The organism is Rhodoferax lithotrophicus, from assembly GCF_019973615.1.
In the GTDB taxonomy this organism is placed as follows: Bacteria; Pseudomonadota; Gammaproteobacteria; order Burkholderiales; family Burkholderiaceae_C; genus Rhodoferax; species Rhodoferax lithotrophicus.
The window spans coordinates 3,330,109-3,345,570 of sequence record NZ_AP024238.1; the positions used below are offsets into that span (position 1 = coordinate 3,330,109).

Below are 15,462 nucleotides of genomic sequence, written 5' to 3' on the forward strand. Positions count from 1 at the left end.
CTGCGTCACTGCCCCATCAACTGGATACACCAGAACGTCAGGAAACCACCAAACAGCACCAGTGTTGAGACGGGTTTTTCTTCCACCTCGTGTGCTTCCATCAGCAACTCTTCGGTGACCAGGTACAGCAAAGCGGCTGCACTGAAGGCCAGGGTGCCACCAATCACCGCATGGGATGCCCCCGCCAGCAAAATACTGCCCAGCACAGAAAACACCAGAACGGTCAGGCCCAGTGCGCCTGAAATGATGACAATGCGTCGGCCCTGGGTGGCGCTCGAAGCCAATGCCAGGCCCAAAAACAGCAATTCAACCGACAGTCCCAAAGCCAGAATGGTGCCAGTTTCACCTCCTGCCGCAAAACCTGCGCCGATGATGAAGCCGTCAGTAGCCACGTCGATAAAGGTGGCCAGCAGCAGGCCGGTGCTCAAGCCCGTGGCGGTACCTGACAAGCTGGCGCGGTGCTCCAGCTTCATCGTCCACAACTTCAAGCCATACATGAACAAACTGCCCAGCGCAAAACAAGCCACCAGAACCAGGCCAGGAGCATGTTCACGGCTAATCTCCGGCAGCAGTTCAACGGCCAGTGCCGCCAGCACCACACCCGCAGCAAAGTGCTGAATCAGACTGCGGGTCTGGTGGTTGGGGGTCCAAAAGGCGGCAAGCACACCGCCGCCAAGGGCCACGAAGGCGGGTATCGCCATGATCAGCAGGTTATGGGTATTCATCAAAAACATCAGTTGAAACAATAGGGTAATGAACGCTCAGTCATCATGGTCGTGGTGCTCGTTGTTGTGCGAACGATACGACTCTGGTGGAGGCAGTGGCTTGTCGCCATAAGCTGCCCGGTACACCTCTGCGGAGGTAAATTGACAGTCGTTGCGCAAGGAAATTTTTTGCAGCAGCTCGGTACTGCTCGTGACGGCCAAACCTTTGACCGCCATGATTTCCTCGCGGATCTGATCACACGTCTGTACGGGTGCCTCGGCGGCATGGGCTCCCATGGCCAACATGACCAGAAGCCCAAAAACCGGGCGTTGTTTTTGCATGGGGTGCCTTTTTATTCACGTGGGACTCAGCCAGGGTTGCGGTTCAGATGATGCATCGTCAGCCCTGGACTCCAGTCTCAAAAAAACCCCGGCTTTTGCCAGGGCGGAAGATCACTTGGCTGCAAACGGTTGCGGCTTGGGTGTGCTGTCGGTAGACGGCGGCAAGGCTGGCAGTTTGAAATTGGGCTGGTCGCCGGTGAGAGTCTTCAAAAAGGCCACGATTTTGGCGTTTTCTTCGTCGCTGAATTTCTTGCCTAACTGCAGGCGACCCATGGTGTCCACCGCCTCGGTCAAGGTGTTGACCGCACCGTCATGGAAATACGGGTAAGTCATTTCCACATTACGCAGCGTTGGCACTTTGAAGTTGAACCGGTCCGCATCCTTGCCAGTCACCGCAAAGCGGCCTTCAGCCGGGCTGGAGGCCTTGTAAGGGGCCACCACCCCCATCTTTTGGTAAGAGTTGCCCCCTACCGCCGGGCCGTTATGGCAGGCCACACAACCACTGTCCTTGAAGAGTTTGTAGCCCGCCAGCTCATTGGCAGACAGCGCCTTTTTGTCACCTGCCAGCCACTTGTCAAAACGGGCGTTGGGGGTGACCAGGGTTTCTTCAAACGCCGCAATCGCCTTGGTGACCTGCGCAATAGCGATTTTTTCAGTACCAAAAGACTTCTTGAAGTCGGCCACATAGGCGGGAATGGATTGCAACACCTCAACTGCCAGCGCATGGGTCGAGCCCATTTCGCCCGGGTTGTCGATAGGGCCGCCCGCCTGCGCCTGCAAGTCCTTGGCGCGACCGTCCCAGAACTGGGCAATGTTCAGGCTGGCATTGAGCACGGTGGGCGCATTGATCGGCCCCTGGTTCCAGTTGTGACCGATCGAGGTTTTCAGATTGTCCGTACCACCCATGGACAGGTTGTGACAAGAGTTGCAGGAGATAAAGCCGGATTTGGACAGCCGTGGGTCAAAAAACAGCTTTTTACCCAGCTCCACCAGCGCCGGGTCAGTGACCTTGGCGACCTTGATCGGCTGAATGGGTTCGTTGACTGCCGCCCAGGTGACACTGGTGCCCGCCAAGGCAAGACTTGTGACAAGAATACGTATTTTCATGGTTAACCTCTCTGATTGAATTGAAAAACTAGTGAAAACCAGAATTGACTTTACGCACCTGTTCTTATCAATTTCTTAAGGATTTCTTATGGCGTGTACCGTATGACGACCAGATCGCGGGCCCAGATACACAAAACCAGCTCCACTTTGTCCATTTCCAAATCTTTCGGCCCAGGGGCGACGTGGCAGGCCGTGCGTTGTCATACCCTGCCAGGAATGTTGGATGTTCCGTTCGGGCTGAGCCGGTCGTTGCCCTTCGGCAAGCTCCCGGTGAACGGTTGCAACTTAATCGGGCCGAACCAACAAGGCCAACGCAATCACCAAACCGCTGGCCATCAGATACACACCCAACGACAAACCGCCACCCCACCGGTCAGCCTTGACCGAGGCCGCCATATGCGTTGCATCTTCATGGCCGAGTTTGGTGATGTAGATCAGCAGCGCCATGACGGCAATGCCATCCACATAAGCGTACGGATAAAGGGTGTCGAGCAGGGTCAGGTACTCCACGGTCGGCAGGTCTTCACCCACCGTGATCAGCAGAATAGGCAACACGTTTTTCACAATCGCATTGATGATCGGGCGTGTGACCCGCAACTCAATGGATACGCGGGAATAGGTGCTGCCTTGAGCCACCCGTGTCTCACCAAAATTGGTCAGATGGATGTAGTCGTTACTTTGCATCGTGGGTGGTTTGTACTGGAATCCGCGATCCAAATCCAGCATGGCTTAATCAAAGGCAACTGCAGTGGGTGAGAACACACCTTTGACCGAGCGCCAGCCAAGCCGTGAAGTTGAGCGACTGTGTGCACATCACGCCTATCGCGTCACGACAAACTCCAGCCCGGCACACACCGCCGCCACCTGCGCGGCAATACATTGCGCTGGCGTAGCGCGGGCGCTGTCGGGGTAGACCTCGGTGGTGCTGGTGTAGCGCGCACCGGTGATGCCCGCACACAGGCCCAGCGCCTGCATGGCGTATTCGATGACCCCCTGCGCCACCAGCGGTGAGCCAATGATGCCGCCCTGCGCGTCCGCCGGGGCGATGTGCGTGACCTGCTGCACCGCCTGAATGATGGTCCGCTGGAACGCGGGCTGGGGATTGGCCGCATCGTCCACCAGGTAGAAGCCATCGGGGATGCTGTGGGACTCAAAGGGTTTGCCGTCACGTGCGGCCAGGACAGGCATGAATTCAGAGGCATCCGTGTTGGTGGTTTCGTGTAAGTCGATGTGGGCTACAAACTGCCCGCGCCAAGGTGCCACCAGGCGCATCAAGGCGGCAGACTCCTGCGCCGGACTGCCTGCGCGAAAAGAACGGTTGGGGTCGATGGCATCAAAGTTCCAACGCTGGATGTGCTCATAGCCCCAGGGGCTGACACAGGGAGCCACCAGCAGGTTGACCCGGCCCGCATACCTTGCGGCCTGTTCCTCCACAAAACACAGTGCACCGTGTACGCCACTGGTTTCGTAGCCATGTACACCGCCAGTCACCAGCACGGTGGGCAAATCGGGTTGCCAGTGGGGGCTGCGGATGGCCATCAACGGGAAGTGTTCATCGGCATAGGCGACCTCGCCGTAGGTAGCCACGTCAAAGCGCTCGTGCAGGTGTTCGATGCGACGGAGCACCTCATCGGCGTAGCTGCGCTGGCGCACCTGGCGCGCCCGCCATTGCGCCAGCTCTGCCGGCCCCCAAGGTTGACCTGCGGTGCCGATAGGGTAGAAATGGGCTTGATTCATGGGATGTTGGTTAGGTTGGCAGTCATGCTGAGTGAACTTGTTCTGGCTTGATCGTACAAACTTTTTTGCTATTAATAATATAGCTATTTACGCATGCTTCATAAGGACTGGAGGCCAATTACCCTTGAATTCAAACAACCACTGCCACCCACCTAGAATCCGCAGAGTATGCGGGCGGCCCCGCTACCTGGAGTCTTTGCGCCTCAACACCCTTTAAGGAAACCACCATGAGCCAACTCACACTCACCTATTTCGACATCCACGGCGGCCGCGGCGAGCCTGCGCGTCTGGCCCTGCACATTGGCGGCCTACCATTTGAGGACAAACGCTTTGCTTTTGCCGACTTTGCCGAGGTGCGCAAGTCCACCCCTTTGAACCAGGTACCCACCTTGCACGTGGATGGCGTACAGATCACCCAGAGTGATGCCATCACCCGCTACGTCGGCAAACTGGCAGGTCTGTACCCCATCGATGCGCTTCAGGCCCTGTTGTGCGACGAGGTGCTGAGCGCGGTGGAGGATGCCAACGTCAAAATCGGCACCACCTTCGGTCTGACCGGTGATACCCTCAAGGAGGCACGCACCGCCTTGGTGAAGGGCCCTCTGCCGCTGTATCTGGGCTGGCTGCAAACACAACTGCAAGCCCACGGCGGTGAGTACTTTGCCGACCAACGCCTCACCATTGCCGACCTGAAAGTATTTGTGTTTGTCACCAGCCTCAATTCCGGGCGTATGGATCATGTGCCCACGGATCTGGTGGAAAAAGTCGCTCCACTGCTGAACACCCATTGCCAACGTATTGCCCAGAACCCGGCAGTGGTGGCGTACTACGCCAAGTTCAACGCCCCATGAAGCCAGAGGCTGCGTAAGTGGTGTTGCGCCGCTGTGTCGGACAACGTGCCGTTCAGGCCGACATGAACACAGCCATGTGTCATGTCACTTGAACTTCTGCACCGTAGCACGATCACAAAGCTAAACTTTTACTTTGCTTTCAACCCGCAACCTCCATGCTCTCCCCACTCAAAGCCCTGTTATCCCAATTCTTCATGCCCGATGGTGGTGGTGCCATGGATGACACGCGCAGCCTGCAACTGTCCACCGCTGTACTGCTGGTGGAGGTCATGCGTGCGGACACCCACCTCACCGACATCGAACGCACAACCATCCGCCAAGTACTGCGCAGCAAATTCGCCTTGAGCGAAGAAGAATTGGCCCAGTTGCTGGCCCGGGCGCAAGACACGGCCCAAACTGCCAATGATTACTTCCGCTTCACCAGCGCCATGAACGAGCAGTTCACCCAACCGGAAAAAATCCAGGTGATTGAGCATATGTGGGAGGTAGCCTATGCCGACGGTCACATCGATGCCAATGAAAACCACCTGATCAGCAAAATTGCGGGCTTGCTGCACGTGACACATGGCGAATACATCGCCGCCAAGATGCACGCCAAAGCAGCATCACAGCCGCTCAACGTCTGAATTTCAGACCTCTTTGTTATAATTTTAATAGCTACTCATGCAGTATTTAAAAGCACTAGAGGCCAATTTATCCTCTAATAACTCCTCCCCTATTTCAGGCTAAGCTTTTGAACTCCCTCACCCTTACCTGTGTGAATGCCAACGTCTACAGCGTACATTTGGCAGACGGATCGCACATTGGCAATCTCAAGCACATTGGTACGGTCTGGAAATTCAAGGCGGTGGGCTACGACCACACGGGCAGCATAGAGCCTGGTGGTGGCCCGTTGACTCACCTGCACAACACAGTGCTGTCTGCACCCGATGTGGCCGAGCTCCATGCCAAGCTGGGTGCTGGCGTGGTGAAATCCTGACTCCGCCCTACCTGAAAGCCTGCCAGTGAGCCCCAGCTTCCCCATCCGTTACATCAACCCGGTGTTTCGCCCACCCAGCGAGGCCGAATCGCTGATTCTGCCGGTCACCAACGGTTGCTCTTGGAATAAATGCACCTATTGCGAGATGTACACCGCACCGCAAAAGAAGTTTGCCGTGCGCGACGAAGACGAAACCCTGGCGGCACTGCGTGGCTGCAGTGAGTATTTTGCCGACCAGATACAGCGCGTGTTTCTGGGCGATGGTGATGCCCTGGCGCTGTCCACCCGGCGGTTGATGACCTTGCTTGCGGCCATCCAAACTCATTTGCCCCGCGTACGGCGCATTTCCAGCTACTGCCTGCCGCGCAACCTGCGCAACAAGACCGTGCCCGAGCTGCAAGAGCTGCGTGAAGCGGGCTTGTCACTGGCCTATGTGGGCGCAGAGTCGGGTGATGATACGGTGCTGCAGCGCGTCAACAAAGGCGAAAGCTTCGACTCCACCCGCGAGGCGCTGGACAAGCTGGGCGCAGCAGGTATCACCCGCTCGGTAATGTTGCTCAATGGGCTGGGTGGTACGGTGTTGTCACAGCAGCACGCGGCCAACTCGGCGCGGCTGGTCAACCTGACTCAGCCCGAATTTCTGGCCACGCTGGTGGTGAGTTTTCCACAGGGCGAGGCACGTTTTCGCCAGGGATTCCCGGAATGGGAGCCGCTGGACCAGCCCGCACTGTTTGCCGAAATGGTGCAATTTTTGCAGGCCCTCGAACTCAAACGTACCGTATTTCGCAGCGACCATGCCTCCAACTGGCTGGTGCTCAAAGGTGTGCTGGGGGCGGAAAAAGAGCGCTTGCTGGCTCAGGTGACCCAGGCCATGCAACACCCGGAGTCAGCCAGACTTCGCCCAAGCTGGCAGCGCGGGTTGTAGTTCGCCAGCAGTCATCCAACTACGCCGCCAACACCGTGACATTGCCGGACGGGTTGGTCAGCACAATGCCGGTTTCCGGGCTGAAGGAAAAAACGCAGGGGTCACACTCGGTGCGCAAACGGGCGGTTTTGCTGCCAAAGCTCAGGTCAACCGCACCATCCACCCCCACACTGACCTCGACTCTGGCGCTCAGTATCAAGGCGAGCTGTTTCTCAAGCTCCTCCTGTTCAAGCAGCGACTTGGACCAAATTTGCAGCGCCTGCTGCCAGGACGCTTTGACGCGCTCCATCAAACCTTTCGGATCCCCCAGTGATTTCAGTTGCTTCATCAATTTTTGCAAATGTTCCTCATTGGTTTTTTCCTGTTCCAGGCGCAGCTTCAGGTTTTGCAATTGCAATTCGAGTACCGGGTTGGTGCCTACTTTGACACGGGTCACGCCACCCTTGCCCGAACCCAGAATGGGCACCCGCAGCAGCATCATGGCCGTGGCGGAGCCCCCCACCAAACGCCCTCTTTGCGGCGCTTTTTCACCCACAATGATCTGGTTGAGCGACTCCAGCTCACATTGCAGCGCCATGTCTTCCAAGGCAATCACCGTCCCGGCCTTGACATGGCAGTTTTCACCAAATCGGGCGGTCACCGCGCCCTGTGCCTGCACATGGGCCTGGGCAATGATGCCGCCAGCCACGTGAACATCGCCACCCGCCTCCAGCCAACCGCCCTCCACCAGGCCTTTCACCACGATGTCGCCGCTGGCCTTGACTTTCATGCCTTGCACCACGTCCCCATCCACCTGCACGGTGCCGTCAAAATTGATGTTGCCAGTGGCCATGTTGACCTCGGCCAGCCGGAACAAGGATTCCACCTTGACACCGTGGGCCACCAGCACCGGCTGCCCCGCCAGGGTGGCACGCAACAGGCTGGGGTCCTGGCTATCAACTTCCGCGCCACTGAGTTGTGTTGCAAACGCCTCGTCCCGCCCGGCACGGGGTGACAACTCCCGCCCTCGAACGGTATGGCCCGCCGTACCCGGGGTTGGGGGCACTCGCCGCATCAGGGCATCACCTGGTTTAACCACAAAGATGCTGCCATGTTCGCGATAGTCGATCAGGCCATTGGCATCAAGCTTGGGAGCGCGGTCTATCGTCTGAGGCAGCAGACTTTCAAAAACCGTGTTGTTGCCGTTTTCTGGCAAAACACCGCTGGCCACCGGGAAATGGCTGATCTGCCCTGCTGCACAAGCCTGGGCCACAGCAGCCTCGTCAATGCCGAACACCACACCCGCTTCAGCCAGTGCCCGAAACACATCTGCCGGCTGGGCAGGTTTACCGCCACGAGGCGCTTCCAGGGTGATTTGCACCGCCATGTCGTCCGATGCTATTTCGATATGAATCTCGGCATCACGCCGCTGCGCCACCTTCACCACAAAAGATGCGCTCTGGCTATTGCAGTCATTGCCCGCCTGGGCAATGGCTTCTTCGTCCAGCCAGCACCCGGCGTAATCGGGTTGCGCCAGCAAAGCATGCAGCATGGCGCGATCTACCGGAGGTGCACCTTCTATAGGCTCGTAGTGCAAAAACACCTGTCCGTCGGTCTCTATTAACGCAATACCTGTCAATTCCATGGTCCAACGTCCATTTCTTTTGAATGCCCCATTGCCCGCGAATGGATGAGCGCTGGCAATGGCGGCAAGTTGTCCCCGTTCAAGCTGCAAATTGTGATGGATTGGCGGAATGACATGCACTTAACCCGCCACAAAGTCCCCCATCCACATCGTGTGTGGTTGCTGGCAAGACTTGATTTTCACCCATGGACAACCGATGAAATTTTTATTACAACTTCAAATGAGAAGTGTTATCATCTGCAAACGCGAACCATTCTCAACAAGGAAACACCATGACCCTCCCCTCATCGCTGCATCTTCTCAAACCCCTTGCCGCCCTGGCCTTGCTCACCAGCGCCTTGAGCGCCCATGCGGTCGAGTACCCCATCGGCAAGCCGCAACAACACTTTGGCATGGAAATCGGTGCGGTCTACCTGCAGCCGGTGGCCATGGAGCCCGAAGGCATGATGCGCAAGGCAGATCAATCCGACATCCACATCGAGGCGGACATCAAGGCCCTGAAAGACAACCCCAATGGCTTTGAAGAAGGGGCCTGGATTCCCTACCTGGTGGTGAAGTTTGAGATCAGCAAAGTGGGCACCTCCCAAAAAGTGAGTGGTGAATTCATGCCGATGGTGGCCAACGACGGCCCACACTACGGCGACAACGTCAAGCTGTTTGGCCCCGGCAAGTACCACGTGAAATACACCATTGCCCCTCCTACTGACAACCCACACGCCCATTTTGGCCGCCATGTTGACCGACTCACCGGCGTGAAGCCCTGGTTCAAGGCCTTTGAGGTCGAAAACGATTTCAGCTACGCCGGTATTGGCAAAAAAGGCGGCTACTGAGCCCCACACCAGAAGGTCACACCATGAACACCGCTTTCAAACCCCTTGCCACGCTGACGCTGGCCACCAGCCTGTTACTGGCAACAGCATCCCTGCAGGCGCAAGAGCTGCCAACCTTCAAGCTGCTGATTCGTGATGCGCACTTTGAACCGGTCACGCTGGAGGTGCCCGCAAACACCAAGTTTCGTTTGCTGATCAAAAACGAGGGGCCAGGGGCGGAGGAGTTTGAAAGCCTGGAATTACGCAAGGAAAAGGTGCTGGCACCAGGAGCATCGAGTTTTCTGATTTTCCAGCCACTCCAACCCGGTACTTACAAGTTTTTCAGCGACTTCCATCCCTCCACCGCACAGGGTCAGTTGCTGGTCAAATAAAGGAGAACGCTCATGGGTAGCACATTGTTCATCGTCTGGCGTGAAAGCGTGGAAGCCATGCTGGTGGTTGGCATCCTGTACTCCTGGCTGAAGTTCAATCATGCCGGACGCGCTGGCTTGCACGCCTTATGGCTGGGGGTTGGCTGTGGTGTAGCACTGGCAGGTGTGCTAGGCTGGGTGATGGTGGCTGCACAAGGCGAGTTGTCGGGTGAGGCGCTGGAGTGGTTCCAGATGGGCATGCTGATGGTGGCGGCGGGCCTGATTGTGCAAATGGTGTTGTGGATGCGCCGCCATGGAGCCAACATGAAAAAAGACCTGCACCAGAACCTGGCGCAGGCCATGGAACGCTCCGGCTTGTTCGGCATTGCCAGCGTCACCGCGCTGGCCATTGCGCGTGAGGGGGCCGAAACCGCCGTATTCCTCTACGGTGTGAGCTTGGAGCCTGGTCACACCAACAGCTTGCTGGGCGCAGCGGTTATGGGCCTGGCGCTGGCGGCTTTGACCGCCTGGGCGCTCGGGCGTGGTCTGCGCTTTCTGGATTACCGGCGATTTTTTTCGTTCAGCAGCTGGATGCTGCTGTCCTTTGCAGCGGCATTGCTGGTCAGTGCAGTGGATCGCTTCATTGGCGCGGGCCTGTTGCCAGCGCTGGTGGATCCGCTATGGAACAGTGCCTGGGTGCTGGATGACAGCAGCCGTCTGGGTTCCCTGCTGTCGGCTCTGACCGGTTACCGGGCCCGGCCTTCCCTGATGCTGGTGATGGTGTTTGCCACTTACTGGTGGCTCATGGCACGTGCCATGCGGCCGGCACAACGCCATGGCTAGTATGCCCATCATTCCGATCACCCTGATCCGCAACACCCCAGCCGCGGCTACGCCACACACCCTGCTGGCACGTTGGGGGCTGGCCATGCGCCGTCACCAGCGCGCCATTGCAGCATTGCAATGGGTGGTGGTGGTGTTTTACTTCAGCCTCTTGATCTACCCGGCACTCATGCCCTTGCCAACGGAAGAGGCCCGCATTGTGGACAACCTGCGGCTGTTTGCACAGTTTGTGTTCTGGGGCATCTGGTGGCCTTTTGTCATGCTGGGCACCATGCTGATGGGGCGCGTCTGGTGCGGCGTGTTTTGCCCGGAAGGCGCCTTGACCGAACTGGCCAGCCGCCATGGCCTGGGGCGACCCATTCCACGCTGGCTGCGCTGGAGCGGCTGGCCGTTTGTGGCTTTTGTCTGCACCACGGTGTATGGCCAATTGATCAGCGTGTACGAATATCCGCAAGCCGCCCTGCTGGTGCTGGGCGGCTCCACCGTGGCGGCGGTGCTGGTGGGCCTGGTGTATGGCCGCGGCAGCCGCGTCTGGTGCCGTTACCTGTGCCCGGCCAATGGCGTGTTTGGCCTGCTCGCCAAAATTGCGCCGCTGCACTTCAAGGTGGACGAAGCGCGTTGGCAGCAGGACAAGCGGCACGGCCATGCGGTCAACTGCGCCCCGCTGATCAATATCCGGCACATGAAAAGCGCCTCAGCCTGCCACGCCTGTGGCCGCTGCAGTGGCGAACATGGCGCAGTGGCTTTGAGCCTGCGTTCACCGGCGAGCGAAATTCTGGCCACCGACCCACGTGAAGCCAAAACCGGCGAGGCCATGACCTTGCTGCTGGGGGTGATCGGCATCGCTACGGCCGCATTCACCTGGTCGTCCAGCGCGCGTTTTGTGCAAGGCAAGACCGCGCTGGCTGACTGGCTGATGGCCCACGATGCCTGGGCCTTGCTGCAGGACAACGCGCCCTGGTGGCTGCTGACCCACTACCCCAACGCCCACGATGTGTTCACCTGGCTCGACGGCCTGTGTATTCTGGCCTTCATCCTGGGCGGCGGTGGTGCACTGGGTCTGACGGTATGGGCTGGCATCTGGCTGGCAGCACGGGTGCTGCGTGATCAGGCGGTGTCGTGGCAGAAGCTGGCGCTGAGCCTGGTGCCGATGGCCGGGGCCGGGGTGTTTCTGGGTTTGTCCATGCTGACCATTGGACACCTCAAATCCGAAGGCCTCAACCTGTCCTGGGTGCCCGCACTGCGGGCCACGCTGCTGACGCTGGCAACCGGTTTCTCTGCCTACCTGATGCTGCGCATGTGCCTGACCCGCATAAGCCAACGCACCCTGGCAGGCCTGACCCTGGCCTTGCTGCCTTTGGGCTTGATCGTGCGGGTCTGGTTATGGGTGCTGTTTGCGCTGTAGCACGGCCCTGCTTATTGGGCCGCGGATTCAAGGACAAACAACCATTTTTTTCTTGAAAAATCAAAAATAGCCACCCCCATCTGTTCATACAAGCAACCACCATAAAAACCACCCATACGATCCATCAGGCTGGTTGCTGGTGCATGCCTAGATCCAGCACGCACCTGTTGCACAGAAAGATGCAAACTTGCATCAAAAGCACGGAGTCTTCTGTTGGTTTAATAGGAAAGGCCAAAGGGCTTCGGCGCATGTGGTGCCACGGATCAGCATCCGGGGGCAAAATCAGACCTTCCTTCTGGAGCCTATGTTGACCGCACTTACCCCGACTTCTTCCATCCCCCTTTCCATGCTTGACCTGGTGGCCGTGCGTGAGGGCGGCAGCGTTGCCGATGCATTGGCGATCGCCCGGCGTACCGCCCAACATGCCGAGTCACTGGGCTTTAAACGTTACTGGCTGGCGGAACACCACAACATGGCGGGTATTGCCAGCTCGGCGACCGCCGTGCTGGTTGGTCATATGGCGGCAGCCACGCAACACATCCGGGTGGGCTCGGGGGGCATCATGCTGCCTAACCACGCCCCACTGGTGGTCGCGGAAGCCTTTGGCACACTGGCCGAGTTGTACCCTGGGCGCATTGACTTGGGGCTGGGTCGGGCACCTGGCACCGACCGCATCACCATGCGTGCCCTGCGCCGTGACCGACTGGCAGAAACCGAGCACGACTTTCCGCGTGACGTGACCGAACTGCAGGCCCTGCTAGGGGACGCGCAGCCCGGTCAGCAGATCATGGCCATGCCGGGCACCGGCACCCATGTGCCGATCTGGTTATTGGGGTCAAGCCTGTTCTCGGCCCAACTGGCGGCCGAACGCGGCCTGCCTTATGCCTTTGCCTCGCATTTTGCACCGCGCCTGTTGCACCCGGCCATTGACATGTACCGGAAGCAGTTTCGTCCTTCAGCTGTGCTCGACAAGCCCTACGTGATGATCGGCGTACCGCTGATCGCCGCCCCCACAGATGACGAAGCCGAGTTTCTGGCCAGCAGCACCTATCAGCGGGTGCTGGGCATCCTGACCGGTGATCGACAACGGCTGCAAGCGCCCGTGCCCCACTACATGAGCCAACTGCATCCCCAGGAGCGAGCGGCGATTGATGATTTCCTCAGCGCCGCCATTATTGGAGGCCCCGACAAGGTGCGCCGAGGTCTAAAAACCCTGCGGCAGGACACGCAGGCGGACGAATTCATGCTGGTGTGCGACATCTATGACCCTGAACTGCGCCTGCGTTCACTCGACATCGCAGCGGCAGCCTGTGCCACGTAGGGCTCGGGTACGCTTTGTGCTTACACCTACCTCATGAGCACCATCACCCAGGCCACCGCACCACACACCTCTTTTGAAGATGCCCAGGCGGTTTTTACCGGCACGCTGTTTGTTTCGCTGGCACTGATCCTGTATGGCCAGGCAGGTTTGATCACTGGCGGCACGGCCGGGGTGGCATTTGTACTGCACCATCTGACCGGCATCAGTTTTGGCAAGCTGTTTTTTATGGTCAACCTGCCGTTTTACGGTTTTGCCTGGAAACGCATGGGCCGCGAGTTCACGCTCAAAACACTCGGTGCCGTCACGCTGCTGACCCTGATGACCGAGTGGTCACCGGCACTGTTTGCCATTGACCGCCTTCACCCGGCCTATGCCGCCATATTGGGTGGTCTGTTGCTGGGAGCGGGTTGCCTGTTCCTGGCCCGGCACCGCGCCAGCCTGGGCGGAGCCACGGTGATCTCGCTGTACCTGCAGCAATCGCGTGGCTGGCGGGCAGGCAAGGTGCAAATGGGCATTGACATTGCGGTGCTGGCACTGGCGGCCATTCTGCTGCCCCTGCCGCAAGCCTTGTATTCCGTGCTGGGGGCTGTGGTGATGAGCTTGTTTCTGGCCATCAATCACCGGCCTGGACGCTACACGGGCAGCTGAGAATGGCCGACAAATTGCTCCGTTTTTTGTAGCTTTTTATGCGCGTCAAACTTGCGCTACAGGCCTATTTCTTATAAAAATTGATGCGCCGCACATCCACCAAGTGTGGGTATCCCGCATAACCAAAGAAAACGCTGGCTGATTCAGCCACGTGCAACCACACAGTTTCGCCCGCTGTTTTTGGCATCGTAAAGTGCTTCATCTGCATCCTTGATCATGGCTTCTGCATTGGTTGACGGGAAAAATTGGGACACACCTGCGGAGAACGTGGTGTCAAACCAAGTGTCTTCAAAGGTATACCGAATCAGGCTGAAATCACGACGAATCCGGTCCAGCACGTCAAAGGCTTGCTCCGCATCAGAGCCCGGCAAAATCACCAAAAACTCTTCACCGCCATAACGCCCCACCAAGTCACCTTTGCGCAGACGTTGCTTGAGCAGCCAGGCCAGGCTTCTGATGACCTCATCCCCCATCGGGTGGCCGTATTTGTCATTCACCGTTTTGAAGTGGTCAATGTCGATCATGGCCACCGCCAAGCGTCCATGCGTGTTGCCTGCAACATTCACCGCGGTGGCCAGCCTTTCTTTGGCGGTGCGATGATTAAACAACCCGGTCAGGCCGTCGCGCAACATGGAGCGGCGTAAGGTTCTGTAGCGCTCGATCTTGCTTTTGACCACAGCATTCAGGAAAACCGGGTTGAACGGTTTGGTAAGGAAGTGGTCGCCACCCAGGCGCAGCGCATCCACCTGCAGCGCCATGTCACCGTCACCCGACAGGTAAACCACCGGGGTAGACAGAAACTCGGCATGTTGGCGAATGACGCGTGTGGCCTCCACCCCGGTGCAGTCCGGCATGTACATGTCCATCAAAACCATGTCTGGCTGGAAGCTGCGTAAACCGGTCAACACCTCGGATGGATTCATGACGGCCAGCGATTCAATGCCGCTTTGTTGCAGCGTGCGCTGAATGGATTTGCTGGCTGTCAGTGAGTCTTCAACAACCAGCACACGGTAGGGTGACTCTTCCTCTGTGCTACACAACTCAATGATCTTGGCCAGAATGACTGATTGCGGTGTGGTTTCTGCAAAGCAGTAGTCGCAACCGGCGCGCAAAGCTTCTTTGACATGGTTGAAGTCATCCTGAAACCGGTGCGCAATGAGTTTACTGGCGACAAAACTGGCACGCATGATTTTGATGTGTTCACACACTTTTTGCGGCGACATGCCTTGTGTGTCGAGCATCACAATGCTGGGTTCTTCAGCTTTCTCCGGGAGGCCTTTCCATGGATAAATTTCCGCCTGGATATTGAAATATTTCAGCTTGGTTGCCAGCCCCTGCCATTGTTTGGCGGTGTTGCAAACCAACCAGACCCGATGGGTTGGAGCCTGATCGGATGCGGCATCCGTTTCAGGATGCACGCGGCGCTGCTCCATGGACTGACCATTACTCTCGACAAACTGGCTGACACGTTCCGATAAGGCTTCTATGCGGCTTTGCAAGCCGTCCAAGGTAGCTTGGGAAATACGGTGCTTGTCAGCGGCATCAAACAAGGCAAGAACCTGTTGCTCCAGGCCGTGCGACAGGCGGTGCAGACCTGACAGGCTTTTGCCTTGCAGAAACTCGGAAAAGCTGGACAGTGAAACCGCAAACTCGACAAAGGATTCAAAGCTGGGCAGTTTCAGGTAAGCTTCCCATTTACAAAGAAGCTCCGTGCATTTTTTTTTAGCCTCAACGGGGGAGAATGCCATCGTTTTGTGTCTGGACGTGAAGACGGGATTATGGCAGCACTGCCTGCC

The 15,462-nt window shown here is 57.9% G+C and carries 17 protein-coding genes; 10 read left to right on the forward strand and 7 right to left on the reverse strand.

Annotated elements, in window-relative coordinates:
- Nucleotides 1-5: 5 nt before the first annotated feature.
- The 5 genes from LDN84_RS15315 to LDN84_RS15335 form a co-directional block, all read right to left on the reverse strand.
- The gene (locus LDN84_RS15315) at nt 6-725 is read right to left on the reverse strand and encodes a ZIP family metal transporter (RefSeq protein ID WP_223904305.1); all 720 of its coding nucleotides are present in this window, start codon (nt 723-725) and stop codon (nt 6-8) included.
- A gap of 36 nt (nt 726-761) precedes the next feature.
- Entirely contained in the window at nt 762-1,046 is a 285-nt protein-coding gene (locus LDN84_RS15320; protein ID WP_223904306.1) for a hypothetical protein, read from the reverse strand.
- Between the two features lie 111 nt (nt 1,047-1,157).
- Nucleotides 1,158-2,153 (reverse strand): cytochrome-c peroxidase, encoded by a 996-nt coding sequence (locus tag LDN84_RS15325; RefSeq protein ID WP_223904307.1) that lies wholly within the window; start codon nt 2,151-2,153, stop codon nt 1,158-1,160.
- A 285-nt stretch (nt 2,154-2,438) separates the two neighbouring features.
- Entirely contained in the window at nt 2,439-2,879 is a 441-nt protein-coding gene (locus LDN84_RS15330) for a hypothetical protein (RefSeq protein ID WP_223904308.1), read from the reverse strand.
- Between the two features lie 93 nt (nt 2,880-2,972).
- Complete coding sequence (locus LDN84_RS15335; RefSeq protein ID WP_223904309.1) at nt 2,973-3,890, reverse strand: M14 family metallopeptidase; 918 nt, start codon at nt 3,888-3,890, stop codon at nt 2,973-2,975.
- A gap of 227 nt (nt 3,891-4,117) precedes the next feature.
- Here LDN84_RS15335 and LDN84_RS15340 point away from each other — a divergent pair, with 227 nt between their 5' ends.
- The 4 genes from LDN84_RS15340 to LDN84_RS15355 all read left to right on the forward strand — a co-directional run bounded on the left by LDN84_RS15340 (nt 4,118) and on the right by LDN84_RS15355 (nt 6,645).
- Nucleotides 4,118-4,741 (forward strand): glutathione S-transferase family protein, encoded by a 624-nt coding sequence (locus LDN84_RS15340; protein ID WP_223904310.1) that lies wholly within the window; start codon nt 4,118-4,120, stop codon nt 4,739-4,741.
- A gap of 155 nt (nt 4,742-4,896) precedes the next feature.
- Nucleotides 4,897-5,367, forward strand: a complete 471-nt coding sequence (locus tag LDN84_RS15345; RefSeq protein WP_223904311.1) for a tellurite resistance TerB family protein — start codon at nt 4,897-4,899, stop codon at nt 5,365-5,367.
- 107 nt (nt 5,368-5,474) lie between these two features.
- Entirely contained in the window at nt 5,475-5,720 is a 246-nt protein-coding gene (locus LDN84_RS15350) for a hypothetical protein (protein WP_223904312.1), read from the forward strand.
- 25 nt (nt 5,721-5,745) lie between these two features.
- Entirely contained in the window at nt 5,746-6,645 is a 900-nt protein-coding gene (locus LDN84_RS15355) for a radical SAM protein (RefSeq protein WP_223904313.1), read from the forward strand.
- A gap of 19 nt (nt 6,646-6,664) precedes the next feature.
- On the opposite strand, the gene LDN84_RS15360 is transcribed toward LDN84_RS15355, so the two are convergent.
- Nucleotides 6,665-8,269: a flagellar assembly protein A gene (locus tag LDN84_RS15360; protein ID WP_223904314.1), complete on the reverse strand. Its 1,605-nt coding sequence runs from the start codon at nt 8,267-8,269 to the stop codon at nt 6,665-6,667.
- A 272-nt stretch (nt 8,270-8,541) separates the two neighbouring features.
- On the opposite strand from LDN84_RS15360, the gene LDN84_RS15365 reads away from it, so the two are divergent.
- From LDN84_RS15365 to LDN84_RS15390, 6 genes are all read left to right on the forward strand, one after another.
- Entirely contained in the window at nt 8,542-9,099 is a 558-nt protein-coding gene (locus LDN84_RS15365; RefSeq protein ID WP_223904315.1) for an iron transporter, read from the forward strand.
- A 23-nt stretch (nt 9,100-9,122) separates the two neighbouring features.
- Nucleotides 9,123-9,470, forward strand: coding sequence for a cupredoxin domain-containing protein (locus LDN84_RS15370; RefSeq protein WP_223904316.1), 348 nt, complete (start codon nt 9,123-9,125; stop codon nt 9,468-9,470).
- A gap of 12 nt (nt 9,471-9,482) precedes the next feature.
- A complete protein-coding gene (locus LDN84_RS15375) occupies nt 9,483-10,292 on the forward strand; it encodes an FTR1 family iron permease (protein WP_223904317.1) in 810 nt (269 codons plus the stop codon).
- Nucleotides 10,285-11,697: a 4Fe-4S binding protein gene (locus tag LDN84_RS15380; protein WP_223904318.1), complete on the forward strand. Its 1,413-nt coding sequence runs from the start codon at nt 10,285-10,287 to the stop codon at nt 11,695-11,697. Before LDN84_RS15375 ends, LDN84_RS15380 begins: the two co-directional genes overlap by 8 nt.
- 304 nt (nt 11,698-12,001) lie before the next feature.
- Nucleotides 12,002-13,018 carry an LLM class flavin-dependent oxidoreductase gene (locus tag LDN84_RS15385; protein WP_223904319.1) on the forward strand — a complete coding sequence of 339 codons (1,017 nt, stop codon included), beginning with the start codon at nt 12,002-12,004 and terminating at the stop codon, nt 13,016-13,018.
- A 33-nt stretch (nt 13,019-13,051) separates the two neighbouring features.
- Nucleotides 13,052-13,666 carry a DUF6198 family protein gene (locus tag LDN84_RS15390; protein ID WP_223904320.1) on the forward strand — a complete coding sequence of 205 codons (615 nt, stop codon included), beginning with the start codon at nt 13,052-13,054 and terminating at the stop codon, nt 13,664-13,666.
- Between the two features lie 143 nt (nt 13,667-13,809).
- Here the strand turns inward: LDN84_RS15390 and LDN84_RS15395 are convergent, their stop codons facing one another.
- Entirely contained in the window at nt 13,810-15,414 is a 1,605-nt protein-coding gene (locus LDN84_RS15395; protein WP_223904321.1) for a GGDEF domain-containing response regulator, read from the reverse strand.
- Nucleotides 15,415-15,462: the final 48 nt, after the last annotated feature.

Bases quoted from the DNA above. Each gene is read 5' to 3' on its own strand.
- LDN84_RS15345 (WP_223904311.1), top strand. From the start codon at position 4,897: ATGCTCTCCCCACTCAAAGCCCTGTTATCCCAATTCTTCATGCCCGAT.
- LDN84_RS15395 (WP_223904321.1), bottom strand. From the start codon at position 15,414: ATGGCATTCTCCCCCGTTGAGGCTAAAAAAAAATGCACGGAGCTTCTT.
- LDN84_RS15325 (WP_223904307.1), bottom strand. From the start codon at position 2,153: ATGAAAATACGTATTCTTGTCACAAGTCTTGCCTTGGCGGGCACCAGT.
- LDN84_RS15385 (WP_223904319.1), top strand. From the start codon at position 12,002: ATGTTGACCGCACTTACCCCGACTTCTTCCATCCCCCTTTCCATGCTT.
- LDN84_RS15330 (WP_223904308.1), bottom strand. From the start codon at position 2,879: ATGCTGGATTTGGATCGCGGATTCCAGTACAAACCACCCACGATGCAA.
- LDN84_RS15315 (WP_223904305.1), bottom strand. From the start codon at position 725: ATGAATACCCATAACCTGCTGATCATGGCGATACCCGCCTTCGTGGCC.
- LDN84_RS15335 (WP_223904309.1), bottom strand. From the start codon at position 3,890: ATGAATCAAGCCCATTTCTACCCTATCGGCACCGCAGGTCAACCTTGG.
- LDN84_RS15390 (WP_223904320.1), top strand. From the start codon at position 13,052: ATGAGCACCATCACCCAGGCCACCGCACCACACACCTCTTTTGAAGAT.
- LDN84_RS15340 (WP_223904310.1), top strand. From the start codon at position 4,118: ATGAGCCAACTCACACTCACCTATTTCGACATCCACGGCGGCCGCGGC.
- LDN84_RS15365 (WP_223904315.1), top strand. From the start codon at position 8,542: ATGACCCTCCCCTCATCGCTGCATCTTCTCAAACCCCTTGCCGCCCTG.
- LDN84_RS15380 (WP_223904318.1), top strand. From the start codon at position 10,285: ATGGCTAGTATGCCCATCATTCCGATCACCCTGATCCGCAACACCCCA.
- LDN84_RS15370 (WP_223904316.1), top strand. From the start codon at position 9,123: ATGAACACCGCTTTCAAACCCCTTGCCACGCTGACGCTGGCCACCAGC.
- LDN84_RS15360 (WP_223904314.1), bottom strand. From the start codon at position 8,269: ATGGAATTGACAGGTATTGCGTTAATAGAGACCGACGGACAGGTGTTT.
- LDN84_RS15320 (WP_223904306.1), bottom strand. From the start codon at position 1,046: ATGCAAAAACAACGCCCGGTTTTTGGGCTTCTGGTCATGTTGGCCATG.
- LDN84_RS15375 (WP_223904317.1), top strand. From the start codon at position 9,483: ATGGGTAGCACATTGTTCATCGTCTGGCGTGAAAGCGTGGAAGCCATG.